The organism is Umezawaea sp. NPDC059074 (assembly GCF_042738955.1).
Lineage (GTDB): Bacteria > Actinomycetota > Actinomycetes > Mycobacteriales > Pseudonocardiaceae > Umezawaea.
Genome location: NZ_JBHYHC010000098.1, coordinates 1 through 26,262 on the forward strand (window position 1 = coordinate 1; position 26,262 = coordinate 26,262).

Here is a 26,262-nt window from a genome sequence, read left to right on the forward strand (position 1 = left end):
TGGAGATCGGGCAGGGCTTTGGGGCACTGCCTTTTGGCCCGATCAAGGGGCAAATCTAGGGGCCCCAAATCAAATCGGACACAGCACGCTGGAAACCGCAGCCACCAAGTAGGCAAGCTGGAACCGGCGGCCGCCGACCCGGCCAGGCCGGAACCCGAAGCCGCAAGAAACGCTAGGACCCAGCCCGCTGCCCGAACAAGGTGACACCCACCGGCGGCAACCCCACCGCCGTCGCCATCAGGTCGAAGAACGCCACCCCGTGAGCCGCCAGTTCAGCGTCCTGGGCCGTCCAAGAAGCCCGCAACTCCAGGTCATCCGTCCGCGCAGGCCCAGAGATGTCGCCGAAACGGGCCGACGAAGTCTGCGTGACAGTGCCGCCGAGCGCGATGAAAGACGCGCCGGAGACCTCCAGGGCCTCAGCCAGCCACGACCAGCCCACCTCGGGCAGCAGAGGATCGGCAGCCAACTCGGCGTCGAGTTCTACGCGGACGTAGGCGACCAGGCGGAAGACGCCTGCCCAGGCCTCGTTGCCGTCCGGGTCGTGGAGGAGGACCAGGCGGCCTGTCGAGAGTTCGTCGTTGGGGCCGGTCACCTCGGCGGTCAGTGCGTACGCCCAAGGTGCCAGGCGTTGCGGCGGGCGCACTTCGGTCAGTTCCAGCTCTGGTCGGGTCTGCACCGACTTGAGCGTTGCCACCGCCCGCCGGAACAGCTCGGGCTCCGCCGCGATTCCGGTCACGTCGCCGACTGTATGCCCAAACCGGCCGCCGTTCGCGGGCGGCACGCCGAGCGGGTGGCACCAGTGCCGAAGCGCTTTCCCGTGCCGTGGGACGATGGTGGGGATGACGAACTCCCAACTCTCCGAAGCCCCGCTGCTGGTCGCCGCGCGCGGTGGCACGCCGTCCCGCACGCCGGTCTGGTTCATGCGCCAAGCGGGCCGATCGCTGCCGGAGTACCGGAAGCTGCGCGAAGGCACCGCGATGCTCGACGCGTGCCTCGACCCGGACATGGTCTGCGAGATCACGATGCAGCCGGTCCGCAGGCACGACGTGGACGCGGCGATCCTGTTCAGCGACATCGTGGTGCCGCTGAAAGCCGCCGGGGTCGACCTGGACATCGTGCCGGGCACCGGGCCCGTCGTGGCGAACCCCGTGCGGACGGCCGCCGACGTGGCCGCGCTGCCGGAACTGCGCACCGAGCAGGTGCAGCCGGTGCTGGACGCGATCGGGTTGCTGCTCAAGGAACTGGGCGGCGTGCCGTTGATCGGGTTCGCCGGGGCCCCGTTCACGCTGGCGTCCTACCTCGTGGAAGGCGGCCCGAGCCGCAACCACGAGAAGACCAAGGCGCTCATGCACGGCAACCCCGAGCTGTGGCACGCGCTGCTCGGTAAGATCGCCGACCTGACCACGGCGTTCCTCGTGGCGCAGGTCGAGGCAGGCGTGTCGGCGGTGCAGCTGTTCGACTCGTGGGCGGGCGCGCTGTCCGAGCGCGACTACCGCGAGTTCGTGCTGCCGCACTCGACCCGTGTCCTCTCGGCGATCTCCGGCGTGCCGCGCATTCACTTCGGCGTGGGCACGGGTGAGCTGCTGCCCGCGATGCGCGAAGCGGGAGCGGACGTCGTGGGCGTCGACTGGCGGATCCCGCTGGACGAGGCCGTGCGACGGCTGCGGGCCGCCGCGCCCGAGCTGCCCGTGCCTGTTGTGCAGGGCAACCTGGACCCGGCGCTGCTGTTCGCGGGCGTTCCGGCGCTCAAGCGCGAGGTCGAGCGGATCGTCGGCGAGGGCAAGGCCGCGGCCGGGCACATCTTCAACCTCGGGCACGGCGTGCTGCCGGACACCGACCCGGAGATGATCACCAAGGCGGTCGAGCTGGTGCACGCCGCCGGATGAGACCACTCCACGTCGCGGTGATCGGGGGCGGTGTCTCCGGTCTCGCCGCGGCGCACCGCCTGCGCAAGCTGCTCGGGCCGACGGCCGTCATCACGGTCGTCGAGCAGTCCGACCGGCTCGGCGGCAAGCTGCGCACGGTCGAGCTGGCGGGCCGCGCGTACGACGTGGGCACCGAGGCGTTCCTGGTCCGCAGGCCCGAGGCGGCCGAGCTGATCCTGGAACTGGGCATCTCCGCGTCCGTGGTGCACCCGACCGGGATGGCCTCGACGATCCGCGCGGGCGGGCACGCGCGGCCGATCCCGGCGCACACGCTGCTGGGCGTGCCCGCGTCCGCGGAGGCCGTGCGGTCGGTGCTGTCCGACGAGGGGTTCCGGCGGGTCGCCGAGGAACCGTCGCTGCCGCCGATCCACCTGGACGGCGCGGACGTGGCCGTGGGGACGCTGCTGCACGAGCGGTTCGGGCCCGAGGTCGGGGCCCGGCTGGTCGGGCCGCTGCTCGGCGGCGTGTACGCGGGCAGCGTGAAGTCGTTGGGGCTGCGGGCGACCATGCCGCAGCTCGCCACGGCGCTGGACTCCGGCATCGGGTCGCTGCTGGCCGCCGCCGCGACGACGATGCCCGCGCCGCCGCAGGCACGCGCCAAGCGGCCGCCGGTGTTCGGGACGCTGTCCGGCGGGCTGTCGGACCTGACGGACGCGCTGGCGAAGGCCGCCGCCGTCGAGACTCGGCTCGGACTGCCGGTGCGGGCGTTGAGCTGGCGGGACGTCGGCTGGCGGCTGGAGATCGGGTCCGCCTCGACGCCGGAGTACCTGGACGTCGACGGCATCGTGCTCGCCGTGCCCGCGCCCTCGGCCCGCAAGCTGCTCGCGGACGTGGCCCCGGCCGCCGCGAAGCGGTACGCGGAGATCGACGTGGCGTCGATGGCCGTGGTCGCGATGGCGCTGCCGCCGGGCACGGAACTCCCCGAGCGCTCCGGCGTGCTGATCGCCGAGGGCGAGCGGTACGCGGACACGACCCCGTTCACCGCCAAGGCCTTCACGTTCTCCAGCCGCAAGTGGGAGCACCTCGACGACGGGCCGCTGCTGGTGCGCGGCTCGGTCGGCCGGTTCGGCCAGACCGCCCTGCTGCAACGGTCGGACGCGGACCTGGTCAAGGTCGTCCGGGCCGACCTCGCCGAGCTGACCGGCATCACCGCCACGCCGATCGACACGGTCGTCACGCGCTGGGGCGGCGGCCTGCCGCAGTACGGCGTCGGCCACCTCGACCTGGTGTCCGGCATCGAGCAGGCGGTGGGCGAACTCCCCGGTGTCGCCGTGGCGGGCGCGTCCCTGCACGGCGTGGGGGTGCCCGCGTGCATCGCGACCGCCGACGCCGCCGCCGCACGTGTCGCCGCCCACCTCCTGGGCCGCGTCCGACGGTGAGAAGATGGGCCCATGGCCCGCCTGGACTACACCGAACTCAACGACACCATCCGCTACACCATGTGGTCGGTGTTCCGCGTCGAACCCGGTCGTCTCCCCGACGACCGCGGTTCCGCGGCCACCGAGGCGCAGGAGTACCTGGACGCCCTGGAAGGCAAGGGCGTCGTCGTGCGCGGCGTCTACGACGTGTCGGGCCTGCGCGCCGACGCGGACTACATGATCTGGTGGCACGCCGAGGAGATCGAGCAGCTCCAGGCCGCGTACCAGGGTTTCCGCCGCACCGCCGTGGGCCGCGTGTCCGCGTCCGTGTGGAGCCAGGTGGCGCTGCACCGGCCCGCCGAGTTCAACCGCAGCCACATCCCGGCGTTCCTCGCCGGTGAAGAGGCCCGCAAGTACGTCTGCGTGTACCCGTTCGTGCGCTCCTACGAGTGGTACCTGCTGCCCGAGACCGACCGGCGCAAGATGCTGGCCGACCACGGCAAGGAGGCGCGGGACTACCCGGACGTGCGCGCCAACACCGTGTCGTCGTTCGCGCTCGGCGACTACGAGTGGATGCTCGCGTTCGAGGCGGACGAGCTGCACCGGATCGTCGACCTGATGCGCCACCTGCGCGGCACCGAGGCCCGGCTGCACGTGCGCGAGGAGGTCCCGTTCTACACCGGGACCCGCGTGCCCGCGTCCGAGCTGGTCATCTCCCTGCCCTGACCGCGAGCGGGCCCGTGGCGCGGTGCGCGCCACGGGCCCGTCGGGCTACTTCCCGGCGATCTTGTAAGCGCGGATCACCGTGACCTCGGACGTGTTCCCCCTGCTGTCGGTCGCCTTGGCCCGCAGGGACGCGAACCCGGCCTTCCCGTTCAGCACGAGCGCCGAGTCGCCCACGACCGGCACGCGCCGCCACGTCTTCCCGTCGTCGAACGACGCGTCGACCTGGATCCGCCGGACCTGGCCGTTGGCCGCGTCGGGGTTCTGCCTCACCACGAGCGGGACGCGCAGCAGCCGCCCGGCAGGCGCGGCGTTGAGGTCGTCCAGCCTCGGCTGGAAGCGGATCACCGACAGCGGCACCCGCTGCTCCTCGACGTCCTTGGCCGCGGAGCGGAACGTCCACGCGGCGCTGACCTTCGTGCTGACCTCCGAGACACCGCTGCGGGTGGCCTCGGTCTCCAGCCGGTACGAGCCCGCCGCCGCGGGGACGGTGAACTGCCCCGACCCCGGACGGGCCTCCTGACCGACCTGAACGCCGTCGCGGAACAGGGTCGTGGTCGCCGTGTCGGTCAGCGAGGAGCCGGGGGTGTCGGCGCCGTCGCCGAACAGCGGGACGTTGACCCGGATGACGTTCTCCCGTCGGGACACCGCGGAGTAGCGGGCGTTCAGCGTCGGGCCGAACACCGCGGTGTTGAGCGTCTCCCGGTAGGTCCGGCCGGGCGGGTAAGAGCGCGCCGTCCCGAACAGGTCGGTCTCGAACCGCCGCGCGGGCCCCGTGCCCGACGTCTGGGTGAACGTCGTCGCCCACTGGACGCCGTCGCCCGCGAGGAAGTCGATCACGGTGCCGGGCGCGGGCACGGCGACCAGCCACGTGCCGCCCGCGCCGGTCGAGTCCACGCCCATGAAGCCGTGCACGGCCTCGCGGCCCTCGGGGCTCGGCCCGATCCGGGTCCGCACCTCGGCGAAGTCCTTCTTCGCGAGCGCGCGGACGTACCCGGTGGGCATCTTCCCGGTGAGCGAGGTGGCGTACCGGTAGGTGGCGGGAGCGTCGCCGACCGGCTCGGCCCGCCAGTCCGTGCTGATGCCCACGGTGAGGGCGTGGCCCGCGTCCGGCCCGAGGTGGGCGGTCGAGATCCCGTCGAACGCGCCGGGGAACAGCGACAGGGACGTGATCCCGCCCTGCCCGTACCGCAGGCTGACGGTCAGCGTGCTGCCGATCGCCGTCGCCTTCGGGTCGGGCACGGTGAGCGAGACCGGTTTGGCGAGCCGGGCGTCGACGGCGACGGTGGTGTCCGCGGTCAGGTCCAGCTTCGGGTAGGGCAGGACGGCGATCCGCGTGCCGGTCCGGATGCTGGCGTCGGCGAAGTACCGGCCCACGGGCAGCTTGAGCGTGGCCTTGCCCTCGGGCGAGGACAGGAAGAAGGCCCGACCGGAGTCCAGGCCCAGCAGGAACGCCGAGTTCTCGGCTGAAGGCTTCCCGTCGGCGTCGGTGAAGTCCAGCGTCAGCGTGTGGCTCTCGACCTCGCGGACGACGCCGACGGGCGTGCGGACGGCGGTCGTGCCCGCCGTGGCCACGACCGTGCCGGAGTAGCCGCCGTCGAGCGTGCCGATCCTGGTGTCGCCGGTGACCGAGACCTTCGCCTCGCCACCCGCGGGGACGGTGACCTCGGCCGGGCTGACCGAGAACAGGCCCGCGGGCTTGCCGTCGGGGCCGGTCCCGTCGACCGAGACGGCCAGCGTCACGGCCGCCGCTCCCGCGTTGCGGTAGGTGATCTCCTTGGTGACCGGCTTGTCGTCCTCGTGCGGCCACTCCTGCGAGCCCAGACCGACGCTGACCGGCTCGGCCGTCACGGACTGGGTGATCGCCCTGGTCAGGTCGACCCGCCCCGCGCCCTGGTCGTACGCCGTCAGCCCGGCGGTCGGCTTCGCCGACGCGACCAGCGCCGCCTTGACCTGCGCGCCGGTCCACGCCGGGTGCTGCTGCTTGATCAACGCCGCCGCGCCCGCGACGTGCGGGGTCGCCATCGACGTGCCCGACAGCGCCACGTGGTTCTCGCCCACGGGCGTGCCGATCGAGCCCGTGGACGACTTCGCGGCCACGATGTCCACGCCCGGCGCGGTGATGTCCGGCTTGACCGCGCCATCGCCCGTCCGTGGGCCGCGGCTGGAGAACGACGCGATCTTGTCCTCTCGGTCCACCGCGCCCACCGTCAGCGCCGCGTCCGCACTGCCGGGGGAGCCCACGGTCTCCGTGCCGCCGGAGTTGCCCGCCGCGATCACGAACAGCGTCCCGTACTGGGCGGACAACGTGTTGACGGCCGCTTCGAGCGGGTCGACCTCCGGCCCGTCGCTGCCGCCGAGACTCAGGTTGACCACGTCGGCACCCTGCTCGGCCGCCCACGTCATCCCGTCGAGGATCCACGACTCGGCGCACCCGTAGGTCACGCACACCTTGCCGTCGAGGATCTTCGCGTCCGGCGCGACACCGCGGTACTTGGCGTCGACACTCGCGATCGTGGCCGCGACGTGCGTGCCGTGCCCGACCAGGTCGGTGTTGTCCGGGTCCTCGGTGAAGTTCTTCTCCACCAGTTCCCGCCCAGCGAGGTCCGGGTGCTGGGCGTCCACGCCGGTGTCCAGGACGGCGACCTTCACGCCCGTCCCGGTGTAACCGGCTTTCCACGCGTCCGGCGCGCCGATCTGCGGCACGCTCTTGTCCAACGTGGGCTGCCGCAGGCCGTCCAACCAGATGCGGCGGTAGGAGTCCGGCGCGGCGGTCAACGCCCGCCACGACTCCGCGGCCGTCGCCTTGCCCGTGCGCGCGGCGAACGAGCCGACGCTCGGCAGGTCGCCGGTCCTGGCGAGCCCGGTGACGGACCGGCCCGGCTCGGGCGTGACGATCAGCGGCAGCGAGTCGCGGTGCGCGTCGTCGTAGCGCGAGGCGACCAGTTCCGTGACGTCGAACAGCCTGCGGTCCAGCTTCCCGGACGCCACCAGCGGTTGCGCGTCCTCCGGGACGACGTACTGGTGGCCCAGCGCGGCGAACCGGGAGAACGAGAGCCCGCCGCGGTCCGGGCCGGGGACGACCGAGATGACCGCCTCGCCCGCGACCACCACCCGGTCACCGGTGATCAGCGTGACGGAACCCGCCGTGACGGGCACCGCGCCCGCTGCCGGTTCCGGCGCGGCCGTGGCCGACGACGCGAAGCCGCCGACCAGACCGAGAGCGAGCACGGACGCGCCCAACCGCGTGCCGTGCCGTCGTGTCGATGACACCCTGCTACCTCCCCCTGGGGCGTGCGCGCCCGAGGTGGGCGCGCTGCCGGGAGGCGCCGAGCAGACGGCGGCAGCGGTGTACCGAAAGTGACGAAATTCCCCCCGACACCTCGAACCTAGCGACGGCGAACGGGGAAGGGGCCCGCCCAACGAGCGAAGTTCCCCGACAAATCGGACACGCTCCGTGGTCACCCGCGCTCGGTGACCACCCCCGCCGCCGACACCTCGAGGCCCGCCTGAGCGGCTTCCCCGCCACAGCCCTCACCGTTGGGGTGGACCAGTTCCGGCGTCACGGTCACGGTCTCGTCGAGCAGCACCGCCCCCGCGGCGTCCGTCAGCGTCAGCTTCACCGTGACGGCCTTCGCGGGCAGGGTGGTGAGGTCCGCGAACCCGGTGAGCCCCGGCGCGGGCAGGGCGGGCACCCCGCACACCGCGTCGGGCCCGGTGCCGCTGCACGTCTCCGGCCCGTTCGTGGTCGCGGGGGAGAGGACCGTGCTGGGCTTGACGCAGGTGCCGTCCCAGCAGGCCTCCAGCGCCGCCGACGTCACCGAGGGCAACGCGATCGCCAGGCTGATCCCGGCCCGCGCGGCGATGAGCGTGCAGGCCCTCGGCTCGGAGCACCCGGTCAAGGCCAGCAGGCAGACGACGACGGCGAGGATCCTCATGCGCCACGGACGGAACGGGGGACCGGTCAGGTTGCTTTCCGCTGCCACCAGCGGCGTTTTTCGGGCTGCGGCAGGGCTCCCCGCTCCTGGGCCCACTTGGCGAAGTCGGCGGTGTCCTCGCGAGCCCGACTCCCCGCCACCCGTGGATGCGCCAGCGCGTACTCGTCGAACAGCGGCCGGAACCGGTCCCCGAGCGCGTCGACGACCTCGGGCCCGAGCATCGCCACGATGCCGCGCCGCTTGGCCAGCAGCGACCGCGCCTCCACCCGCAGCAGGCGTTCGTCGAACCCGGCGGGCGACGGGCCGCCCGCGAGCAGCGCGGTCAACAGCTCCGACTGCGCTTCCGCCAGCCGTTCCCGCGCCCCGTCGGTCATGCGTGCCTCGCCAGCACCTCGCGGATCGCCGCCAGCTCGCGCGCCAGTTCGCTGTCCGACGGGTAGTTGTCGTCGCGCTCCAGCAGGACGCCCGGCGGGTCCACTCGGGACCGCAGCTCGCCCAGCAGCTCCAGCACCTCCGGCCGCACCGCGTGCGCGTGGGTGTCGTGGTAGACGCCGTCGTGCTCCACCCCGCCCGCAACGTGCACGTACGCCAGGCGCTCCAACGGGATCTCGTCGAGGAACCGGTTCGGGTCCGTGCCGAGGTTGCGGGCGTTCGCGTGCAGGTTCGCCACGTCGATCAGCAGGTGGCAGTCCGTCCGCTCCACCAGTTCCGCCAGGAACTGGCCCTCGGTCAGCTCGCCGTCCGGCCACTCCAGCAGCGCGGCGATGTTCTCCAGCGCCAGCGGCACGGGCAGGTTCGCCTGCGCGGTCTTCACGTTGGCCACCAGCACGTCCAGCGCGTCACGCGTGCGCGGCACCGGCATGAGGTGCCCGGAGTCCAGCCCGCCCGCGCGGACGAAGCACACGTGGTCGCTCACCAGCGGCGCCCCCAGCGCCTCCGCGACCGCGCCGAGGTGCTCGACCCGGTGCACGTCCACGGGGTCCGCGCTGCCCAGCGACAGCGACACCGCGTGCGGCAGCACCGGCACACCCCGTTCGCGCAGCAGCACGACCGACTCCGGCAGGTGCTCCACGTGCAGGTTCTCCGCCACGACCTCGACGAAGTCGACGCCGGGCAGCCGTTCCACGGTCAGGTCGATCTCCGGGCGCCAGCCGATGCCGACGCCGAGCTTGCCGAGAACGCCCATCAGTCCCCTCCTCCGCCACCGCACGAGGACCCGCACGACGAGCCGCTGCTGCACGACGATCCGCTGTCGCTGGACCCGCAACTGCTGCCGCTGGACCCGCACCCGCTGCTGTCCGCCCCGCACCCGCTCGAACAGCTGCTGCAACTGTTGCAGCTGCTCGCGTAGTACGCGCCGTCGTTCTGCCTGGCCGTGCTGGGCTTCTTGCCCCGGCGCAGCGTCGCGCCCGCGCTCGGCACGATGCCCAGCATCTCCCACACGTAGTGCTGCTGCGGGAACTGCCCCAGCCGTCCGGTCAGGCCGTGCTGCGCGACGATGCCGACCCGGTCGTTCGACATGACCGTGACCATGCGGGCCTCGCGCCGTCCGGACCGGCGGACCGGCTTGCGCATCCGGCCCGCGAACCAGCGGACGACCAGCGCGAGGAGCAGCAGCAGGATCGCGTAGCCGAGGTTGAAGTGGAACACGGCGACGGACGCCATCGCGACGAAGGCGGCGACGAGGGTGAGCGCCCGGACCGCGCCCCAGAACTTGCGGCGGCCCGCGGACACCAGGAACCCGCGGTCGACCAGGTGCTGCTTCAACGCGGTCAGCGCGTCGCTGGTGGCGGTGGACTTGATGAGGTCGCCCAGCATGCGGCCGGAGCGCGCCGCGCCCAGCGCGTACGCCTCCAGCGGGGTGGCGGCGCCCGCGGCCGTGGCGGCGACCGCGCTCACCACGCCCTCGCGCGAGATGCGCAGGAGGCCCGCCTCCAGCAGCCGGACGACCGCGACCTCCGCGGCCCGACCGGGACCACCGGACAGGTAACCGAACTCCTCGGGCGAAATGCCTGTTCTGCCCGGTGTTCTCGTCCCCGAAGTCATAGCCGCCGCCTCTCGCACCAAGCCGATGGCCATCCGACTCCGCGGCGGGCCTGTTCGTTCCCCGTCATGAGGCCAAGGCCACCGCGGGCACGCCCACGATGGCCTTGGCACCCCCCTTGACGGCTAGCTGCCACCCCCGCCGCAACCGCCGCCTCCGCCGCAACTGCTCCCCCCGCTGCAGCTGCTTCCGCTCGAACTCGAACAGCTGCTCCCGCTGGAACAGCTGCTCCCGGTGGACACGTAGCCGCCGGAGTACCCGCCGCCGCTCGACGCGGTGCTGTACGACTGGGCCATCAGCGCCGTGCGCAACGTGAGGTCGGGGTGCGCGGAGAGACCTCCGAGCGCGACCAGCCCCACGGTCCCGCCGACGGCCAGGCCGAGTTCCCCGACCCGATCACCCGATCGGGCGGCTTCCAGCGCGCGGTCACCCCTGGCCGTGCAGCGGATGGAGCCCGACCGGGACAGCAGCACGGCCAGCAGCGCGGTCACGACCAGCTGGAGCGTCAGCCAGCCGACGGGCGCGCCGATCGCGATCCCGTTGACCCAGCGGACGACGCCGATCACGAACAGCACCACCATCGGCAGCACACCCACCCGCAGGTGGCGCTTGGCCGTCGCGGGCTCGATGAGCATCCCCAGTTCGCCGAGCCGGGTCGCGATGTCCTTGACGGCCTTCTCCTGCGCCACGGCGGGCACCAGCAGGTTCAGCGTGCGGCGGCTGTAGCGGCCCGCGTCCTCCAGCACCGCGCGGTCCACCGCGTTGACGGCCTTGGGCTTGCCGATGAGGCTCACGGTGCCGCGCCGCGTCGACCGCAGCGCCTCCGCTTCGATGAGCCGGGCGATCGACGCCTCGACCACACGACGCGGCCCACCCGCGAGGTAGGCCAGCTCGTCGACGTCCAACCCCCGCGCGGGCTCGCCTCCCCGGCTCGCCCGCAACCGGAATCGAACGCCGACCGCGAATACCAGTGCGATGCCGAGCGCGATCCAGTAGATCTTCAGGAATTCCGGGCCCGAAAGCCCCCAAGGCTGGTCCACGGTCCTCCACCCCCTGCCGCTCTTGGCGAAACCGGCTCGCCAATCGAGATGCAAGCGTGTGCTCTGGGCCACACACCGACAAGGGGCTTGAGCGAAATTTAGGCTCCAGTTGGGGATGGCTTAGGAGGACGAGCCGCCGTCGCTCCCGCTGGAGCCCTCACCGTCGGTTCCCTTGCTGAAGAACATGCTTCCTCCCAGGTCGGAGACGGAGTCCGGATGACGTCACCCGCTGACGCCATCCGGGGCAACGCCTCCAGTCTGCTTCACCGAGCGCCGAAAGTCGCCTGTCGCTTTGCGTGCTCGGACGACTCCGGAGTGACAATTCCGCATTAGGACGCGGATTCGTCGACCAATCGCAAGCTGATGCTGTTGATGCAGTAACGCTGATCGGTGGGCGTCTCGTAACCCTCGCCCTCGAATACGTGCCCGAGGTGGCTGTGGCAGTTCGCGCAGAGCACTTCGGTCCGCACCATGCCCATCGCCCGGTCCTCGCGCAGGATCACCCGATCCGCGGCGAGCGGCGAGAAGAACGACGGCCACCCGCAGTGCGAGTCGAACTTGGTCTCACTGCGGAACAGCTCGGTGCCACAGGCACGACACTCGTACACCCCGACCTGCTTGGTGTCGGTGTACTCACCAACCCACGCGGGCTCGGTCCCACCTTGACGGAGAACGCGGTACTCACTCGGGGTAAGGCTCTCCCGCCACTCCTGCTCCGACCGGACGACCTTCGGCGTAGCGCCGACAACGGGTTCCATGCCTCCACGCTAATGCGATTCGGCCCGAAGGGTGGTTGCGGGTGTCTTACGGCTCAGAAGCTGAGCGCTGTGACCTGCCACAACACGCCCAGGGCGACGATGAGCGAGAGCCGGAAGAACAACTGGAGATGGGACCAGTGGCCAAACAGTGACCAGGGCAAGGACTGGCAGCAAGCTGGTGGCCACAGCGACGCTGCCGGCGAGCCTGGCGACAACGACGGACGGCACTGGCGCAAAGCTGGTGACCACGACGGCACTGGAGCAAATCTGGTGGCCACATCGGCACTGGAGCAAATCTCGTCACCACGACGGCACTGGAGCAAAGCTGCTGGCCACGACGGCACTGAAGCAAAGCTGGTGGCCACATCGGGTCCGGCGCACAGCTGGTGACCACGACGGCGAGCGAGGCCGGCCACGGAACGTGGCCGATTTTACTCGGGGGTTTTGCCCCTTAAAATTTGTCGGGCGGCAAGCTTTCCACCTGCCGTTTTGGCCCGACAAAGGGGCAAAACGAGGGGTCCCCGAGTCAAATCGGCCACAGCACGCTGGAACAAGAGCCGCCTACCGACCCAGCTGGATCAAGAGCCGCCCGGTGCGCCAGATGGATCAAGAGCCGCCCGGTGACCCAGCTGGATCAAGGGCCGCAGGCTGGCCACGTCGGATCAAGAGCCGCCGGGTGAGCACCCCAGGACAGGCCTCGCAGGGGTCCCCGATCGAGCAGAACCCCCCAATACACAAGGTACAAGCGAGCACCGACAAAAACCGGACCCCGACCTCAGCCCAAAACCCGAGCCAACCTCAGCCGAAGCGAAGCCCAAACCCCAGGCCCGTCCACAGCCGACCCCGACCAAAACCCAACAACACCCTCACCCGAACAACACGGCGATGATCTCCCCGAGCCCGAACCACACGCTGATCAACACCCCGAGCAGGATCAACGCCACCACGAGCACCGCGAGGAACCGCTGTTCCCCACTTGCCCGGTTGGCCGAGTCGGCGAAGTCCGCCACTCCTGCCAGGTACCCCTCCACGGTGTACCCGGGTCGTTCTCGCTCCATCCGGTCCAGGTGTTCCGCGAAGGCCTTGGCTTCGGGGTCCGCCGGGTCGAGCCCGATGAGGTCGTCGCTGAACCGCTTGTCCGGTCCGTCGTCTGGTCTTTCCGCGCCTGGAAAGGGGGCCATGGCTTCGAGAATAGAGGGTGTTCAGCCTGTCATGGCCAAAGCCGGCCGGACCGCGCCGACAGTTCGCCCGTGACCCAGCACCGGCACGGTCGCGAGCGGCTCCAGGGCCTCCACGTCCACCCCGAGGAGCCGCAGCGCTTCCACCACGACCACGGCCCGCGCGCGGCTCGACCCGTCGGCGATCTTCAACGCCACCGCGGACCCGTCCGGCAGCCCGATCGCGTACACGCCTTCCGCGCCGTCCTTCGCCACGGCACCGGGCAACGCCCGCATCAGCTCCGTCACGTCCCGACCGGTCCCGCCGACCCACTCCGGGTGCGCGTTCATGGCGGCCGCGATCCGGTGCTCCTGGCTCCCGACCGGCGCGCCCGCGAGGGTCCCGAACGCCCGAGCCAGCCCGTTCAGGCTGATCCCGAACAGGGGAGCGCCGCACCCGTCGACCCCGACCGCGCCGACCGGCTCGCCCGCCAACTCCTCCAGCGTCGCCCGCACCGACACCTGCAACGGGTGCGAGAACTCCAGGTAGTCGTCGGTCGACCAGTCGTTGATCACGCAGGTCAGCAGCATCGCCGCGTGCTTCCCCGAGCAGTTCATGTACTCCGGCGCCTTGCCCCGACCGGCCGCGAGGTGCGCGGCCAGCGCGGCCTCGCCGATCGGCAGGTCCGGGGTGCACTGGAGGGCGGAGAAGTCGAGGCCCGCCTTCGCCAGGATCCGGCGCGCGCCGTCGACGTGGAAGTCCTCGCCGGAGTGGCTCGCGCACGCCAGCGCGAGCAGTTCGCCGTCCAGGTCGAGCCCGTTGCGGACCATCGCGAGACCTTGGACCGGCTTGTTGGAGGAACGGGGGAACGTCACGCGGTCCGGGCGGCCCACGCTCAGCCGCGTGCCGCCCGCGGCGTCCAGCGCCACGACCGACCCGTGGTGCACGGACTCCAGGAACTCGCCACGCCAGACCTCGGCCACGACCTCGTGCACCATGCGTCCTCCTCTACACTGCCAACTGTCGACAGTTAACAACGCACGCCACCGATTCCGCCAGCACGGGAGACGAACGTGACACCGCCCCTGCACCTGAGCCTCGCGGGCCAGACCGTCGACGTGCTCCGCGAGCTCGTGCTGACCGGCGAGATCCCGCCCGGCGAACGGGTGAACGAGGTCGAACTGGCGCACCGCCTGGGCATCAGCCGCGGCCCGCTGCGCGAGGCGATCCGGCACCTGTCCAGCGAGGGCCTGCTCGTGCTGGTGCCGAACAAGGGTGCCCACGTCCCCAAGGCCGACGCCGCCGACGTCCGGGCGTTGTTCGAACTGCGCTCGGCCCTGGAGTGCGCCGCCGCCGAACTGGCCGCCAGCCGCCGCACGGAGGCCGATGTGACCAGGTTGCGCGAGGTCTGCGCGCTGTCGAGGGCGAACTACCAGGCGGGCCAGGCGTTCCCGTACCGGCTGGACCTGGCGTTCCACCAGGCGCTGCTGGACGCCGCGCGCAGCCCGCACATCGCCGAGCAGGTCCGGCTCGTGCAGCAGCGGGTCGTGCTGCTGCGCAGCGGCCTGCGCGACGACCCGCCGCACCAGCGCGCGTCCCTCGACGACCACGACGCGCTGGTGGCGGCCATCGCCGCGGGCGACACCCACCAGGCGAGCCGCACGATGCGCCTGCACCTGTCCAGGGTCCGCGCCCAGATGCTCACCAGCCTGGACCCCACGCCCTAGTGCGCGGCCAGGTGCTCCAGCAGGAGGGCGGTCGTCCGTTCCGCCGCTTCCTCCGGCACGAAGTGCCCGACCTGGTCCAGCACCTCGAACCGGTACGCCCCCGTGGCCCAGTCGCTGGTGGCCTGCGCGGCCTCCGGGCCGACGGCGTCGTCCTCGGTGCCCCACACGTACATCGTCGGCACGGAAACGGGCTGGTAGTCGCCGTCGAACCGGTTCGCCCGGTACCAGTTGAGCGCCGCCGTCAACGCCCCCGGCTCGGACAGCTGCCGCACGTACTGCTCGACCCGCTGCCTCGGGATCACCGCGGGCCAGCCCTGCCGCAGCTGGGCCGCGCCGTTGGCGAGCATCTCGCGTTCCGGCACCTCGGGCTGACGGAGGTAGTCGAGCAGCGCGCCGCGGCGCTTCTGGTCCGGGTCGGTGCGCAGGGCGTGGGCGAACGCGCCGGGGTGCGGCGCGGAGACGGCGGTCAGGGTGCGGACGCGCAGCGGGTGCCGGGCGGCGGCGATCCAGCCGACGACGGCGCCCCAGTCGTGGCCGACGAGGTCGAAGCGGCGCCAGCCGAGCTGGTCGGCGATCGCGGCGACGTCGTCCACGGCGTGGTCGAGGCGGTAGTCCTCGACGCGCTTGGGGCGGACGCCGGGGGAGTAGCCGCGCTGGTTCGGCGCGACGGCCCGGTAGCCGTCGGCGGCCAGCGCGCGCAGCTGGTGCCGCCACTCGATGCCGCACTGCGGGACGCCGTGCAGCAGCAGGACCTTGCGGCCGTCCAGCGGGCCCGCCGCGACGGCGTCGAACGTGCCCGCGGCGGTCGGGATCCGCAGCCTCGTCAACGCGGTCGCGTCGGTCGCGGTGCTGAGCTGGAAGACGTCGCGTCGTGATCGCATGACTACAGCGTGGTACTTCGGCGGCCGATGATCGATGGTGTGGGCACCCAGCTAGGAACGGGGGGTAGCCCTACCGTCGTCGATCACGGTCGTGTGGTTCACCGCCGTGCGGAACCGGACCTCGTCACCCACCCGCCAGGCGCTGACCAGCAGTTCGTCGCCGGGGAAGACGGGAGCGGCGAACCGGCAGCCGACGGCGAGCACGTCCAGCTCGTCGGCCAGCAGCCGCGCGGTGATGCCGTAGGTGGCCAGCCCGTGCAGGATCGGCCGCGGGAATCCGCCACGCTCCGCGAACACCGGGTCCCAGTGCAGCGGGTTGTCGTCGCCGGTCAGCCGGTAGCGGTCGGCCTGGTCCGCGGACGTCCGGAACCCCAGTTCCACGTCCGGCGCGCGGTCCGGCATCGGCAGGCGGGTCGTCGTCCCGCGCGGGCCGCCGAACCCGCCCGCGCCGCGCACGAACAGCGACGCGCGGGTGCTGAACTCGGCGTCGCCGGTGGCCCGCCACTCCCGCACGATCAGCGCGCCGGAGCCCTTGTCGAACACGTCGGTCACGTGGCGCGTCACCTCGACCGTGCCCGACAGCGGCAGCTCACCCGACAACGTCAACGACTGCTCGGCGTGCAGCACCTGGGTCATGTCGGCGTCCATCTCGACCTGGGGGCCGCCGAACTGCGCGACCGCGATGGCGAAACCGGGCTGCATGCCCGTCCCGCCGACCGCGGCCGCGTAGCGCTCGACGTCGTCCTCGGTCCAGGACCGGACGACCGTGCTCACCCCAGGGATCCGCTGACCTTGGCGTGGCCCTTGAGCAGGTTGCGGGCGATCGTGCGGCGCTGGATCTCGTCGGTGCCCTCGTAGATGCGCAGCAGCCGCAGCTCGCGGTACCAGCGCTCGATCGGCAGCTCGCGGGTGTAGCCCATGCCGCCGTGGATCTGCAGGACGCGGTCCACGATCTCGTTCGCCTTCACGCCGCCGTACAGCTTCGCCATCGACTGCGCCTGCCGCGAGTCCTGGCCCTGGTCGACGAGCCACGCGGCGTGCAGCACGAGCCAGCGCAGCGCCTCGATCTCCACGGCGGAGTCGGCGATCATCCACTGGATGGCCTGGTACTCGGCGATGGGCTGGCCGAACGTGACGCGGGTGTTGGCCTGCTCGATCGCCATCTCCACCAGGCGTTCCACCGAGCCGATGGCCCGCGCGGGCAGCATGTACCGGCCCGCGCCGATCCACTGCATCGCCAACGTGAAGCCGTGGCCGATCTCGCCGAGCACGTTCTCCTCGGGCACGCGCACGTTGTCGAACACCAGCGCCGCCGGACCCCACTGGCCCATGGTCGGGATGGGCTCGGACTTCCAGCCCATGTCCCGGTCGACGAGGAAGCACGTGACGCCGCCGTTGGCGCCCTTCTCCTTGTCCGTCACGGCGAAGACCATCACGAAGTCGGCCTCGTTGCCGCCGGTGATGAACGTCTTCTCACCGTTGATCACCCACTCGTCGCCCTCCTTGCGCGCGGAGGTGCGGATCGCCTTGGCATCCGACCCGGCGCCGGGCTCGGTGATCGCGAAGCACGACTTGCGCTCGCCGGAGATCGTCGGGAGCAGGTAGCGCTCCTTCTGCTCGGCGTTGCCGTGGAACAGGATGTTGTCCGCGTACCCGCCGAACCGGAACTGCACGAACGACCGGCCCAGCTCGGCCTCGATCAGCGCCGTCATCACCGCGCCGAGCCCCATGCCGCCGTACTCCGTAGGCGTCAGCAGGCCCCAGAAGCCCGCCTTCTTCGCCTTCTGCTGCAACGCCTCCAGCTCCTCGGCGGGCAGCCCCGGCTGGTTGGCGCGCTCGCGGCGGAGCACCTCCGGCTCCAGCGGGATGATCTCCTTGCGCACGAAGGTCCGCACCCAGTCGCGGATCTCCTTCTGCTCCTCGTCGAGCGTGAAGTCCATGCTGTTCCCCGTTTCAGAAGGCGTTGACGCCGGTCAGCGCGCGGCCGATGAGCAGTTTCTGGATCTGGGTGGTGCCCTCGTAGAGGGTGGTCACCCTGGTGTCCCGCAAGAACTTCCCGACCGGGTACTCGTCGATGTAGCCGTACCCGCCGAAAACCTGGATGGCGTTGTTCGCGACCCGCACGGCCGCCTCGCTGGCGTAGAGCTTCGCCATGGACGCCTCGGTGCGGAACGGCTCGCCGCGGTCGGCGAGGTCCGCGACCCGCCACGTGAGCAGGCGGGCGGCGTCGGTCTCGACGGCCATGTCCGCCAGCAGTTCCTGCACGAGCTGGAACCCGGCGATCGGCTTGCCGAACTGCTCGCGTTCCTTCGCGTACTTGAGGCTCGCCTCCAACGCGCCGCGCGCGGCCCCGACGCAGCCCGCCGCGACCGACATCCGGCCGCGGTCCAGCGCCGCCATCGCGAGCTTGAAGCCCGTGCCCTCCTCGCCCAGCCGGGCGCTGTCCGGCACGCGCACGCGGTCGAGCACGAGTTCGGCCGTCGCCTGGCCGCGCATCCCGAGCTTGCCGTGGATCTCGGTGGCCTGGAAGCCGTCCGAGTCCGTCGGCACCAGGAACGCGGTGATGCCCTTCGGGCCCGGTCCGCCGGTGCGGGCGAAGACCAGGGCGACATCGGCCCACGTCCCGTTGGTGATGAACACCTTGCGGCCGGTGAGCAGCCAGTCGTCACCGTCGCGCTCGGCCTTGGTGGCCAGCGACCCGGCGTCGGACCCGGTCTCCGGCTCGGTCAGGCCGAAGCAGCCGAGTTGGGTGCCGGCGCAGATGCCCGGCAACCACTGCTTCTTCTGCTCCTCGGTGCCGTGCTTGAAGATCGTCTTGCCGACCAGCCCGAGCGACACGGAGATGATGCCGCGCACCGCCGAGTCGCCGCGCGCGATCTCCTCCAGCACCAGGCAGTACGCCAGGTTGTCGCCTCCCGAGCCGCCGTACTCCTCGTCGATGCCCAGCCCGAGGAACCCCACCTCGCCCAGCCGGGGCACGAGCGCGCGGTCGATGGCCTCGTCGCGGTCCCACTGCATCGCGAACGGGACGATCCGCTCTTCCGTGAAGCGGTGGGCCAGTTCTTTGAGCTGCTGATGCTCGTCGGACAGGCGTAGATCCACGCCACGACCTCCTAAACCGAACGGCGTTAGGTATAACGTAGGCGCGTCGGAGAACCCAGTGCAAGGGGTCGATATGCCTCGACCGAGCATCCCCATCCTCAGCGGGGACCGCATCCGCAAGGTCGCGCTCGACATCATCGACCGCGACGGCCTCGACGGCCTGTCCATGCGCAAGCTCGCGGCCGAACTGGGCGTGCGCGCCCCGTCGCTCTACGGGCACGTGGCGACCAAGGACGACCTGCTGCACGAGATAGCCAGCGACGTGCTCGAACAGGTCGACGTGTCCGGTTTCGAGGCCGGTGACTGGCGGCGCGGGCTGGTCGAGAGCGCGCGCTCCTACCGCGCGGCGCTGTCCCGGCACCCGAACGTCGTGCCGTTCCTCGCCTACGGTCCGGCGGGCCGCGGCGCGTCGCTGCGGCGGCTCGACGTGATGCACGGCGCTCTCGTGGACGCGGGGTGGCCGCGGCGGCACGCGACGATGATCGCGGCGTCGTTGATGTACCTGGTGTTCGGCGCGGCGCTGAGCACGTTCTCCAGCGGGTTCTCCACGGACGCGTCGGTCTACCAGGGGCGCTACCCGCACCTGGACAAGGCGCACCTGCTGCCGTCGGTCGCGGAGGAACTGGACCGGGACAGCTTCGAACTGGCGCTCACGGCGTTCGTGGACGGGCTGGAACTACTTCGCGTGACCGCGGACTTCCAGGTGCGCGAGTAGCTCCTCGGTCGCCTTCGCGATGGCGTCCACCGCCTTGTTGAACGCCTCCGCGTTGTGGGCGGCTGGAGTCCGGAACCCGGACACCTTCCGCACGTACTGGAGGGCGGCGGCGCGCATGTCGCCCTCGGTGACCTCGTCCTCGAACGGCGGGCGCAACGTCTTGATGCTTCGGCACATGCCGCCATTGTCGTTTACTCTGCCCGACGTGGCCCAGAAGGCGTTGGAGCTGACCGTCCCCGGACCCCACGGCGACCGCGCCGTGCGGCTGTCCAACCCGGACAAGGTGTACTTCCCCGAGCGCGGCATCACCAAGCGCCAGGTGGTCGAGTACTACCTCTCCGTGGCCGAGCCGTTGCTGGCCGTGCTGCGCGACCGGCCGACGACGTTGAAGCGGTACGTGGACGGCGTCACCGGCGAGGCGTTCTACCAGAAGCGCCTGCCGAAGAACGCGCCCGACTACGTCGAGACGGCCACCATCAAGTTCCCCTCCGGCAGGCCCGCCGACGAGGTCTGCCCGACCGAGCCCGCCGTCATCGCGTGGGCCGCCAACCTCGGCACGTTCGACTTCCACCCGTGGCCGGTCCGCAGGCCGCTGGTGGACAACCCGGACGAACTCCGCGTCGACCTCGACCCCCAGCCCGGCACGGACTTCCGCGACGCGGTTCTTGTCGCGGAAGTGCTGAACGAGGTCCTGACCGAGCTGGGCATGACCGGCTACCCCAAGACCTCCGGCGGCCGAGGCGTCCACGTGGCCGTCCGCATCCGGCCGGAGTGGGACTTCATCGACGTCCGGCACGCCGTCATCGCCCTGGCGCGCGAGGTCGAACGCCGGGCGCCGAAGAAGGCCACCACGTCGTGGTGGAAGGAGGAGCGCGGCGAGAAGGTCTTCCTCGACTTCAACCAGGCCGCCAGGGACCGCACCATCGCCTCGGCCTGGTCGGTCCGGGGCACCCCGCGCGCGACCGTGTCGACCCCGGTCACCTGGGACCGGCTGTCCACAGTGGACCCGGACGACTTCGACGTGCTGACCGTGCCGGGGTACTACGCCGAACACGGCGACCCGCACGCGGCGCTGGACTCGGAGGCCTTCGGCCTGGAAACGCTGCTGGAGTGGTACGCCGAGGACGAGCGCGGCGAGATGCCCTACCCGCCGGACTACCCCAAGATGCCCGGCGAACCCATGCGCGTGCAGCCCTCCAAGGCGAAGAAGACCGACTAGGCCGTCAGGGCGACGAGGCCGCCCAGGAGCATGTCCAGGCCGAACTCGAAGCGCTCGTCGGCCGTCTCGGCGGTGAAGAACTCCTCCGTGCCCGCCATGTTCGCGAACGCGCCGGGTCCCAGGGAGCCGATGTACTCGGTCATCCGCCGTCCCCGGTCGGCCACATCGGCGGGGTCGACCGCGCCCGAGAGCCACATGCCGCCCTCGTAGGCGAAAGCCTTGGTGTACAACGTCAACGCGTCGCAGCCGTAGGCCGCCTGCCGCAGCGTGAGGCCGCCCGCGCGCAGCAGGCTGAGCGTCGCCTCGCCGTGGCGCAGGGCGTTCGGGCCGACCGGCACCATCACCTGCCACGCGACCCGCGCGATCCCCGGATGGGCGTGCATCGCGCGGACCTGTCCGCGCAGCAGCTCCTTCACCTGCTCGCGCCACCGCGCCGGGTCGGGGACGGGCAGCGGCACGTCCTCCAGCACGCGGTCCAGCATCAGTTCGACCAGTTCGTCCTTCGTCGCCACGTGCGCGTACAGCGACGCCGGTCCGGTCTCCAACGCCTGCGCCACCCGCCGCATGCTCACCGCGTCCAGGCCCTCGGCCAGCAGCACGTCGAGGCCCGTCCGCACGATCAGGTCCTGCGACAGCCGGGGTTTCGCGGCGCGGCGGACGGGCGGTGTGCGCCAGGCGGGATCCGTCATGCGAACACCGTACTTGACACGAACACCGTTCGAGGGCGACCATCGTTCGTGGAACGAACAGTGTTCGAAGATCGAGAGGAACTCCCATGTCCGACCAGGCAGTGCTGAACGTCCTGACCGCCCTCACCAAGGCGTGGAACGCGGGCGACGCCACGGCGTTCGCGGCCAACTTCACCGAGGACGCCGACTACATCACCTTCTTCGGCCTCAACACCCCCGGCCGCACGGCGATCGAGGAGGGCCACCGCGCCCTGTTCGCCGGACCGCTCAAGGGGTCCAAGCTCACCGGCACCGGCGAGCCGCCGAAGATCCGCTTCCCGCTCCCCGACGTCGCCGTCGCAGTGGTCGGCGGCAACTCCACGGTCGAGGGCCACGAGCCGGACCCCGCCCGCGACTCCACGATCACCTACGTCCTGGTGCGCGAGCACGGCTCGTGGCTCATCACCTCGTTCCAGAACACCCGCCGCACCCCGATTCCCGGCCGACCTTCCTGACCTCTCTTCAAGGACCGCGCGGTGAATTCGGCGAATATCCGCCACCGTCCGAAATGGTTGGGGATTCGTGCGTAGGGTCGGGGAAAACCGCAGCGGTGTCCGAGGTGGGAAATGCTCGTTCGCAGCCGGACGATCGAGGAGGCCGGTCGGCTCCAGGTCGGGTCGTCCGTCGTGTACCGCCCCGCGCAGCTCGGGTCGATCGCGCTCGGCGAGGTCCTCTACCCGCACGACTACACCCTGGAGTGCGAGGACATCGGCTCCGCGTACTTCGTGCAGGTGCCGGTGGCGGGCCGGTTCGAGGCGCGCCACCGGGGCCGGACGGTGGTCGGGAGCCGTGACGTCGCGGCCGTGTTCGCGCCGGAGGGCGGCTCGTTCCTCGGCCGGTGGTCGGCCGACAGCCGGGCGCTGTGCGTGCGGTTCGACGCGGCCTCCGTGCGCACGGCCCTGGAGCGGATGCTCGGCGACCAGGCACCCGAACGCCCGGTGCTCGACCTCCGGCTGACCACGGCGAACGGGTACGGGCGATCTTGGCTCGACCTGCTGCTCTCGGTGAACCGGCAGGTCAGGGTGGTCGACGGGCTGCTGTCCCAGCCGATGATGGCGGCCCCGCTCGTGGACAGCCTGCTGACCGGGTTCCTGCTCGCCACGGCTCCCGCGCGGTCCGCCGTGCTGGAGCCCGCCGCCGTCGCCCGGCCCGCCGCGGTCCGGTCGGCCGTCGAGCTGATCGAGGCCGACCCCCGCGCGCCGCTGACGTTGTCGATGCTGGCCGACCACTGCGCCGTCGGCACGCGCACGTTGCAGAACGGGTTCCGGCGGCACCTCGGCATGGCCCCGATGGCGTACGTCCGGGAAGCGCGGCTCCGCCGGGCCCACGACGAGCTGCGCGCGGCGGATCCAGGCACGGAGACCGTGGCCGCGGTCGCCCAGCGGTGGGGGTTCGCCCACCTCGGCAGGTTCGCCGCGGTGCACAAGGAGCGGTACGGGCAGACGCCGTTGCGGACGCTGCACTCGGCGGGCTGATTCGTTTTCCGGCCAACGCTTTTCGTTTCGCGGACAATCCCGCGAGTGGCGCAATTCCCGCTGTTAACGTCGGAAGCGCAAGGAAATCCGATAACTCCCCGAGGGATCACCATGTCTGCTGTCGACCAGAGGGCCGAGCTCGTCGCGAAGGCCCTCGACCTGAAGCCGCTCCTGCGCGAGCACACGGAGCAGGGGGAGGAGAACCGCACCCTGTCCGACAAGGTGACCAAGGCGCTCAGCGAGGCGGGGTTCTTCCGCCTGCGCACGCCGAAGCGCTTCGGCGGCCTCGAGGCGGACCTGCGCACGGTGCTGGAGGTGAGCGAGGCGCTCGCCACGGGTGACGGTTCCGCCGCGTGGGCCGTCGTCGTCGCGGCGACGTCGCAGTGGCTCGCGGGCCTGTTCCCGGAGGAGACCCGCCAGGAGGTGTTCGGGTCCAACCCGGAGCCCCGCATCGCCGGGGGCATCGCCGACATCGTGGCCACGCGCGTCGAGGGCGGGTACCGGTTCAGCGGCAAGTGGGCGTGGGCGTCGGGCGCGGACCGCGCGGACTGGGCCACGTTGGGCGCGGCCATCGCCGACGACTCGGGCCAGATCATCGGCGCCACCATGGGGATCGTCCCGGCGTCCGAGCTGACCGTCGAGCACACCTGGCTCACCGTGGGCATGCGCGGGACCAGCAGCGACACGCTGGTCGCCGACGACGTGTTCGTGCCGGACCGCCGCACCGCCCCGGTGATCGACCTGTTCAACGGCCTGCGCCCGTTCCCCTCGGACGAGCCGATGTACCGGGCGCCGTTCGCGCCGCTGGCCGTGCTCCCGCTGGTCGCGCCGGTGCTCGGCCTCGGCCGCGCCGCGCTGGACCTGGTGGTGGAGAAGGCGCCGAAGAAGAGCATGCACCACACGTTCTTCGCCCGGCAGACCGATTCGGTCGGCGTGCAGATCCAGGTCGCGCAGGCGGCGTTGAAGCTGAAGACCGCCCGGCTGCTCACCTACGCCGTCGCCGACGAGATCGACGCGGCCACGGCCGGGACCGAGATCATGGGCTACTCGCGGCGCGCGGAGGTCCGCGCCGAACTCTCCTACGCCGCACAGGAAGTCCTGGACGCGATCACGGTCCTGATCAACGTGCACGGTGCGGGCAGCTTCGCGGAGGCCAGCCGCATGCAGCAGATCTGGCGCGACGCGAACACCGGCGGACGGCACGCGTCGCTCAACGCGTTCGTCGGCTACGAGGTGTACGGCAAGGACCTGCTCGGCGTCGAGGAGCGCATCAGCGGCGCGATCTGACCGCCCGCGTGCTGTTCCGGCGGCTCACGCCCCGGCCCAGTCCCGGAAGGCGCGCACGATCCCCGGACCGTCCGTGCCGGGACTGCCCAACCGGAACAGCACGCGAGCGTCGTCCTTCTGCACCGCGCCCGGCAACGACAGCGCGAACGCGGTCTGCCGCTTGCTCGCGCTCACCACGGTCGCCGCCCCGACCCACAACGTCACGGTCCGCCGGTCCACCACGGTCAACCGGATCGGCGACCGCGCCACCACCGGCCCGACCTGGAACCCCAACCGCCGCACCATGAAGTCCACCAGCGCGGGCGCCTCGGACCCCGGTTCACGAACCAGGTACTCCCGCAACCGCCCGGCGACGTCCTCCCGCAACACCGGCCCGAACGCCGTGTCCACGTCGAACCGCACCACCGTCTCCGACCCGTCCTCGACCCGCACCAACGTGACCTCGGTGCAGCCTGCGGGGAGTTCCACTCGGTAGGACGCCATGAGCGACGGTACTTCGAGGGGTCGGGAGCCCGCAGATCACGTGTAACGACCGGTCTACGTGGTCGCTCTCGTTCGCGTGCGAACAAAGGAGCGGACCGGAACCCCTGTTCCCGCGTATCCTCGACGACGTGTCGAGGACCTTCAGCACGTCCGGCCGGATGATGTCGTCCGGCCTCCTCCGCACGTCCTGACCCGCCACCGAGGAGGCCCCTGTGGGCCGACTCGTGTCGCAGGGGCCGGGAAGGGTAGTGATGAGCCGCTACTCCGTGACCACGTCCATCCCGTACGTCAACGGGAAACCCCACATCGGGCACGCGCTGGAGCTGGTGCAGGTCGACGTCCTGGCTCGGCATCGGCGGCAGCGCGGTGACGAGGTGCGGGCGCAGACCGGGACCGATGACAACGCGCTGAAGAACGTGCAGAGCGCCGAGGCCGAAGGGGTCACTCCCGCTGTCTACGTCGCCAAGGTGGCCGAGCGGTTCGTGGGGCTCGGGGCCGCGTTGGAGACGCGGTTCGACGACTTCGTGCGGACCAGTGCCGATCCGCGGCACGCGACCGGGGTGCGCGCGTTGTGGGAGGCCTGTGCCGGGGACTTCTACCGGCGCGGCTACACCGGGCTGTACTGCGTGGGCTGCGAGGTGTTCTACGTGCCCGGCGAGCTGGTGGACGGTCGGTGTCCCGAGCACGGGACGGTGCCGGAGACCGTGGAGGAGGACAACTGGTTCTTCCGGTTGAGCCGGTACCAGGAACGGCTGGAGCGGATCGTCTCGGACGACGTGGTGCGCGTCGAACCCCTGTCGCGTAAGCGGGAGGTGCTGGCGTTCCTGCGGTCCGGGTTGGAGGACTTCAGCGTCAGCCGGAGCGTCGAACGAGCCCGCGGGTGGGGGATTCCGGTGCCGGGCGATCCGGGGCAGGTCGTCTACGTGTGGTTCGACGCGCTCGCCAACTACCTCACCGGGCCCGGTTACGGCACCGACGACGCGGGGTTCCGGCGCTGGTGGGAGGAGTGCCCGGAGCGGGTGCACGTGATCGGGAAGGGGATCATCCGGTTCCACGCCGTGTACTGGCTCGCGATGCTGCTGTCGGCGGGGCTCGCGCTGCCGACGACGATCTTCGTCCACGAGTACCTGACGGCGGGCGGTCGCAAGATCAGCAAGTCCGCGGGGGACGCCGAGGACCCGGTGGACGTCGTGGCGCGGTACGGGTCGGACGCCGTGCGGTGGTGGTTGCTCAGCGAGGTGGCGCGGGCCGGTGACACGGACTTCACCGTCGAACGGCTGGTGGCCCGCGCGAACGAGGACCTGGCCAACAACATCGGCAACCTGGTCAACCGCACGGTGTCCATGATCGCCCGGTTCGGTCCTGCCGAGGGCGACGACCCCGGCGCGACCGCGTTGCGGCGGGCTCGGGCCGAGGCGGCGGGCACGATCGATCGGGCGTTGGCGGGCTTCGACTTCCGGCGCGCGGTGGAGGCCGTGACACGGATTGGCGACGAGGCCAACCGGTACGTCGAGGCCGCGAAACCGTGGGCGGGCAAGGATCGCGCGGTCCTCGGCGAGCTGCTCGCGACGTGCCGCGACCTCGCCGAGCACCTCACGCCGTTCCTGCCGTCGGCCGCCGCCCGGATCGCCGCGCAGTGCGACGGGGCGGCGATCGCACCGGTGTTCCCGCGCTTGGGGTGAGCGCGGGAACACCACCGGC

General features: G+C 71.4%; 27 protein-coding genes. 10 read left to right on the forward strand and 17 right to left on the reverse strand.

Going from position 1 to position 26,262, the window contains the following annotated elements:
* Window positions 1–172: 172 nt before the first annotated feature.
* Window positions 173–736 (reverse strand): DUF3000 domain-containing protein, encoded by a 564-nt coding sequence (locus ACFWW9_RS32860; RefSeq protein ID WP_390386010.1) that lies wholly within the window; start codon window positions 734–736, stop codon window positions 173–175.
* 103 nt (window positions 737–839) lie between these two features.
* Between ACFWW9_RS32860 and hemE the strand changes: the two genes are divergently transcribed.
* Genes hemE through hemQ form a run of 3 tightly spaced genes read left to right on the forward strand, consistent with a single transcriptional unit; the run spans window position 840 to window position 4,009 of the window.
* Window positions 840–1,886, forward strand: a complete 1,047-nt coding sequence (hemE, locus tag ACFWW9_RS32865; protein WP_390386012.1) for a uroporphyrinogen decarboxylase — start codon at window positions 840–842, stop codon at window positions 1,884–1,886.
* Window positions 1,883–3,304 carry a protoporphyrinogen oxidase gene (hemG, locus tag ACFWW9_RS32870; protein ID WP_390386014.1) on the forward strand — a complete coding sequence of 474 codons (1,422 nt, stop codon included), beginning with the start codon at window positions 1,883–1,885 and terminating at the stop codon, window positions 3,302–3,304. Before hemE ends, hemG begins: the two co-directional genes overlap by 4 nt.
* 12 nt (window positions 3,305–3,316) lie before the next feature.
* The gene (gene hemQ / locus ACFWW9_RS32875) at window positions 3,317–4,009 is read left to right on the forward strand and encodes a hydrogen peroxide-dependent heme synthase (protein WP_390386016.1); all 693 of its coding nucleotides are present in this window, start codon (window positions 3,317–3,319) and stop codon (window positions 4,007–4,009) included.
* 45 nt (window positions 4,010–4,054) lie between these two features.
* Here hemQ and ACFWW9_RS32880 read toward each other — a convergent pair whose 3' ends face one another.
* From ACFWW9_RS32880 to ACFWW9_RS32920, 9 genes are all read right to left on the reverse strand, one after another.
* Entirely contained in the window at window positions 4,055–7,279 is a 3,225-nt protein-coding gene (locus ACFWW9_RS32880; protein ID WP_390386018.1) for a S8 family serine peptidase, read from the reverse strand.
* 188 nt (window positions 7,280–7,467) lie between these two features.
* A complete protein-coding gene (locus ACFWW9_RS32885) occupies window positions 7,468–7,944 on the reverse strand; it encodes a hypothetical protein (RefSeq protein ID WP_390386020.1) in 477 nt (158 codons plus the stop codon).
* A gap of 26 nt (window positions 7,945–7,970) precedes the next feature.
* A complete protein-coding gene (locus ACFWW9_RS32890) occupies window positions 7,971–8,318 on the reverse strand; it encodes a hypothetical protein (protein WP_390386022.1) in 348 nt (115 codons plus the stop codon).
* The gene (locus ACFWW9_RS32895) at window positions 8,315–9,130 is read right to left on the reverse strand and encodes a DUF692 domain-containing protein (RefSeq protein ID WP_390386024.1); all 816 of its coding nucleotides are present in this window, start codon (window positions 9,128–9,130) and stop codon (window positions 8,315–8,317) included. The genes ACFWW9_RS32890 and ACFWW9_RS32895 overlap by 4 nt, the downstream gene beginning before the upstream one ends.
* Complete coding sequence (locus ACFWW9_RS32900) at window positions 9,130–10,023, reverse strand: TIGR04222 domain-containing membrane protein (protein WP_390386026.1); 894 nt, start codon at window positions 10,021–10,023, stop codon at window positions 9,130–9,132. Before ACFWW9_RS32900 ends, ACFWW9_RS32895 begins: the two co-directional genes overlap by 1 nt.
* 90 nt (window positions 10,024–10,113) lie before the next feature.
* Window positions 10,114–11,028, reverse strand: coding sequence for a TIGR04222 domain-containing membrane protein (locus ACFWW9_RS32905; protein ID WP_390386028.1), 915 nt, complete (start codon window positions 11,026–11,028; stop codon window positions 10,114–10,116).
* A gap of 329 nt (window positions 11,029–11,357) precedes the next feature.
* Window positions 11,358–11,786 (reverse strand): peptide-methionine (R)-S-oxide reductase MsrB, encoded by a 429-nt coding sequence (msrB, locus tag ACFWW9_RS32910; protein ID WP_390386030.1) that lies wholly within the window; start codon window positions 11,784–11,786, stop codon window positions 11,358–11,360.
* A gap of 866 nt (window positions 11,787–12,652) precedes the next feature.
* The gene (locus ACFWW9_RS32915) at window positions 12,653–12,967 is read right to left on the reverse strand and encodes a hypothetical protein (protein ID WP_390386032.1); all 315 of its coding nucleotides are present in this window, start codon (window positions 12,965–12,967) and stop codon (window positions 12,653–12,655) included.
* Window positions 12,968–12,988: 21 nt separating this feature from the next.
* Window positions 12,989–13,942: an asparaginase gene (locus tag ACFWW9_RS32920; protein WP_390386034.1), complete on the reverse strand. Its 954-nt coding sequence runs from the start codon at window positions 13,940–13,942 to the stop codon at window positions 12,989–12,991.
* A gap of 75 nt (window positions 13,943–14,017) precedes the next feature.
* On the opposite strand from ACFWW9_RS32920, the gene ACFWW9_RS32925 reads away from it, so the two are divergent.
* Entirely contained in the window at window positions 14,018–14,671 is a 654-nt protein-coding gene (locus ACFWW9_RS32925) for a GntR family transcriptional regulator (RefSeq protein ID WP_390386036.1), read from the forward strand.
* Here ACFWW9_RS32925 and ACFWW9_RS32930 read toward each other — a convergent pair.
* From ACFWW9_RS32930 to ACFWW9_RS32945, 4 genes are read right to left on the reverse strand one after another with little or no spacing between them, the layout of a single operon-like run.
* Window positions 14,668–15,552, reverse strand: coding sequence for an alpha/beta fold hydrolase (locus ACFWW9_RS32930; protein WP_390386037.1), 885 nt, complete (start codon window positions 15,550–15,552; stop codon window positions 14,668–14,670). The genes ACFWW9_RS32925 and ACFWW9_RS32930 overlap by 4 nt on opposite strands.
* A gap of 51 nt (window positions 15,553–15,603) precedes the next feature.
* Window positions 15,604–16,326: a MaoC/PaaZ C-terminal domain-containing protein gene (locus ACFWW9_RS32935; protein WP_390386038.1), complete on the reverse strand. Its 723-nt coding sequence runs from the start codon at window positions 16,324–16,326 to the stop codon at window positions 15,604–15,606.
* Window positions 16,323–17,492 (reverse strand): acyl-CoA dehydrogenase family protein, encoded by a 1,170-nt coding sequence (locus ACFWW9_RS32940; protein ID WP_390386039.1) that lies wholly within the window; start codon window positions 17,490–17,492, stop codon window positions 16,323–16,325. Before ACFWW9_RS32940 ends, ACFWW9_RS32935 begins: the two co-directional genes overlap by 4 nt.
* Window positions 17,493–17,505: 13 nt before the next feature.
* Window positions 17,506–18,654 (reverse strand): acyl-CoA dehydrogenase family protein, encoded by a 1,149-nt coding sequence (locus ACFWW9_RS32945; RefSeq protein WP_390386040.1) that lies wholly within the window; start codon window positions 18,652–18,654, stop codon window positions 17,506–17,508.
* Between the two features lie 73 nt (window positions 18,655–18,727).
* Here ACFWW9_RS32945 and ACFWW9_RS32950 point away from each other — a divergent pair, with 73 nt between their 5' ends.
* Entirely contained in the window at window positions 18,728–19,369 is a 642-nt protein-coding gene (locus tag ACFWW9_RS32950) for a TetR/AcrR family transcriptional regulator (protein WP_390386041.1), read from the forward strand.
* Here ACFWW9_RS32950 and ACFWW9_RS32955 read toward each other — a convergent pair.
* Window positions 19,331–19,546 carry a DUF2277 domain-containing protein gene (locus ACFWW9_RS32955; protein WP_390386042.1) on the reverse strand — a complete coding sequence of 72 codons (216 nt, stop codon included), beginning with the start codon at window positions 19,544–19,546 and terminating at the stop codon, window positions 19,331–19,333. The two genes, ACFWW9_RS32950 and ACFWW9_RS32955, sit on opposite strands and share 39 nt — an antisense overlap.
* A 28-nt stretch (window positions 19,547–19,574) precedes the next feature.
* Between ACFWW9_RS32955 and ligD the strand changes: the two genes are divergently transcribed.
* Window positions 19,575–20,588, forward strand: a complete 1,014-nt coding sequence (gene ligD / locus ACFWW9_RS32960; RefSeq protein ID WP_390386043.1) for a non-homologous end-joining DNA ligase — start codon at window positions 19,575–19,577, stop codon at window positions 20,586–20,588.
* Here ligD and ACFWW9_RS32965 read toward each other — a convergent pair.
* Entirely contained in the window at window positions 20,585–21,277 is a 693-nt protein-coding gene (locus ACFWW9_RS32965) for a TetR/AcrR family transcriptional regulator (protein ID WP_390386044.1), read from the reverse strand. The genes ligD and ACFWW9_RS32965 overlap by 4 nt on opposite strands.
* Before the next feature lie 86 nt (window positions 21,278–21,363).
* Between ACFWW9_RS32965 and ACFWW9_RS32970 the strand changes: the two genes are divergently transcribed.
* From ACFWW9_RS32970 to ACFWW9_RS32980, 3 genes are all read left to right on the forward strand, one after another.
* Window positions 21,364–21,771, forward strand: coding sequence for an SgcJ/EcaC family oxidoreductase (locus tag ACFWW9_RS32970; RefSeq protein ID WP_390386045.1), 408 nt, complete (start codon window positions 21,364–21,366; stop codon window positions 21,769–21,771).
* A gap of 111 nt (window positions 21,772–21,882) precedes the next feature.
* Window positions 21,883–22,791 (forward strand): AraC family transcriptional regulator, encoded by a 909-nt coding sequence (locus ACFWW9_RS32975; protein ID WP_390386046.1) that lies wholly within the window; start codon window positions 21,883–21,885, stop codon window positions 22,789–22,791.
* Window positions 22,792–22,902: 111 nt separating this feature from the next.
* On the forward strand, window positions 22,903–24,078 hold the full coding sequence (locus tag ACFWW9_RS32980; protein WP_390386047.1) for an acyl-CoA dehydrogenase family protein: 1,176 nt from the start codon (window positions 22,903–22,905) through the stop codon (window positions 24,076–24,078).
* Window positions 24,079–24,102: 24 nt separating this feature from the next.
* On the opposite strand, the gene ACFWW9_RS32985 is transcribed toward ACFWW9_RS32980, so the two are convergent.
* A complete protein-coding gene (locus ACFWW9_RS32985; protein ID WP_390386048.1) occupies window positions 24,103–24,561 on the reverse strand; it encodes a hypothetical protein in 459 nt (152 codons plus the stop codon).
* Window positions 24,562–24,812: 251 nt separating this feature from the next.
* Here ACFWW9_RS32985 and metG point away from each other — a divergent pair, with 251 nt between their 5' ends.
* Window positions 24,813–26,243: a methionine--tRNA ligase gene (gene metG / locus ACFWW9_RS32990; RefSeq protein WP_390386049.1), complete on the forward strand. Its 1,431-nt coding sequence runs from the start codon at window positions 24,813–24,815 to the stop codon at window positions 26,241–26,243.
* Window positions 26,244–26,262: the final 19 nt, after the last annotated feature.